Source organism: Microcystis sp. M53598_WE2, from assembly GCF_030067735.1.
In the GTDB taxonomy this organism is placed as follows: Bacteria; Cyanobacteriota; Cyanobacteriia; order Cyanobacteriales; family Microcystaceae; genus Microcystis; species Microcystis aeruginosa.
The window spans coordinates 1-1,909 of the sequence record NZ_JASJFE010000160.1 but is presented as its reverse complement, the minus strand read 5'-3'; the positions used below and the strand labels follow the sequence as shown (position 1 = coordinate 1,909).

4 protein-coding genes are annotated in these 1,909 nt (G+C 46.0%); 3 read left to right on the top strand and 1 reads right to left on the bottom strand.

The genetic code is table 11. The annotated features are described in order from the left end of the window. A partial coding sequence (locus PX636_RS03585) for an HAD-IC family P-type ATPase (protein WP_288116248.1) occupies positions 1 to 1,344 on the bottom strand: 1,344 nt, incomplete at its 3' end. Positions 1,345 to 1,350: 6 nt separating this feature from the next. On the opposite strand from PX636_RS03585, the gene PX636_RS03580 reads away from it, so the two are divergent. From PX636_RS03580 to PX636_RS03570, 3 genes are all read left to right on the top strand, one after another. After that, positions 1,351 to 1,659 (top strand): hypothetical protein, encoded by a 309-nt coding sequence (locus tag PX636_RS03580; RefSeq protein WP_002797553.1) that lies wholly within the window; start codon positions 1,351 to 1,353, stop codon positions 1,657 to 1,659. A 30-nt stretch (positions 1,660 to 1,689) separates the two neighbouring features. Then, complete coding sequence (locus tag PX636_RS03575; RefSeq protein WP_268745002.1) at positions 1,690 to 1,815, top strand: hypothetical protein; 126 nt, start codon at positions 1,690 to 1,692, stop codon at positions 1,813 to 1,815. A 9-nt stretch (positions 1,816 to 1,824) separates the two neighbouring features. Beyond that, on the top strand, positions 1,825 to 1,909 hold an 85-nt coding region (locus PX636_RS03570; RefSeq protein WP_288116249.1), incomplete at its 3' end, for a DUF2887 domain-containing protein.

Genomic DNA, 1,909 nt, shown 5'->3' with positions numbered 1-1,909 from the left:
TACTACCCAAACTAGGGTTCTGCCTTCTTTTTGTAAACGTTCGCGGATAGCTAAAATATTCTGGTCAAGATCGGAAATATGGTCACGAATATAGGCAAAATTGCCCACAGATACCGACTTATCGGCAATTTTTCCCGTGATACCCCGTCCCGATACCGCTTGCACCTGATTAGCACTGAAGAAATTTATACCACGTTCCCTGGCTGTGGCGGTAATAGCGAATCCGATGGGATGTTCCGAACAGGATTCTAGGGATGCAGCCACCGCTAACACCTCATTTTCGCTGACTGCATGGATAGGGATAATTTCCACCACTTGCAACTTACCAAGGGTGAGAGTGCCGGTTTTATCAAAAGCGATCGCTCGTATGCGGCCGATCATCTCCAATCTTGCGCCATTTTTGAATAAAATCCCCTGTTTTGCCCCGTTAGCGATACCCGATAACAAAGCTGGCATAATTGAGGCCATTAAAGCACAGGGAGAGGCCACCACGAGAAAAATTAAGGCCCGATAGATAGTGGTTTCCCAGGTCCAACCCCAGAAAAAAGGCGGTAAAATCCCGAAAATTAAGCCCAAAATCACGATAATTTTCGCATAACCCCGCTCGAAACCTTCGATAAACTGTTGGGAGGGAGGCGATTCATTTTGTGCTTTTTCTACCAAACGAATCACCCTCTCAATTAAGCGACTTTCGGGGGGAGTTTCCACCTTTAAACGTAGCACTCCCGCACCGTTGAGAGTTCCCGCAAAGACTTCTTCCCCGATGGTTTTATCCACGGGAAGCGATTCCCCGGTAATTGGCGCTTGATTAATGGGACTGTTTCCCTCCATAATAATGCCGTCAATGGGGATTAATTCACCCGGTTTGACTAAAACTGTGTCACCGATCCGTAATTGCTTGATAGGAACCTCTTTTTCCCTGTCTCCCGTGATTAATCTGGCAGTATCGGGAGTCATAGCCATGAGAGAACGAATATTGCGATCGGTTTTCGCCATGGCAATCTGTTCTAATGCACCACTAATAGCGAAAATCAGGATTAAAACGGCTCCATCGATGATGAGATAGTAATTACTGTCCCAGAGTCCCAAAATCGCCGCCCCCAAGGCCGCTACAATCATTAAGAGGTCCACATCTAGTTCTTTTTCCTCCCATAAAGTCGTCAATCCTGCTTGGGTACTCTCGTATCCTCCCACCAGATATGCGATCGCTAGTAGGATAAAAGCCGGGCCGATCAGATTAAGGTGTAGGCATAACCAACCAAAAAAGACTAAAATAGCGCAAATTCCTGCGGCAACTGCCGAGGAATACTCAGACAACCAAGAGGACGAGATACTCTGAATCATGGAGCGATGGCAATTACCTTTCTCCCCATTCTAGAAAAAATTAGATCGATGCAGAAAACCCCTATGACGTTATCCCCTGCAGCCAACCTAGCTGATAATAATTGGAATTTTGCCGAGGTTTGGATCGATCCGCTGCTATCTCCTCCCTATATCTTGCTTTTACTGGCTGAATCTTCAGGAAACTATCGCGTGTACGATCCCTCTGAGGGTTATCAGGTGGTATTTACCGGTGCGAGTTACGAGGAAGCGGAAAATTGGCTACTAGAGGACGAATTTGAACCGGTAGAGGGACGACTTTCGCCAGTAGAGATATAATTTCCTTATCTTCCTTTCCGCTTTTCTTCGATGCTATCCTTACTAAAAAAGCGATGGAATTGGCTAAAATCGCTCTTTATTGGCAGTCCGAGGGCAATTAACCCCAAAAAAGTCAAAAATACTCCTCCAGAAGCCAGCGACGCACCAGAGGGATAGACCGAACTCATGAAAACCGACACGATTTTCTACCGACTTTTTCAAACCTTTCCCGATCTTCTGTTTGAGTTAATCGACTTTCCCAGCGAATTAG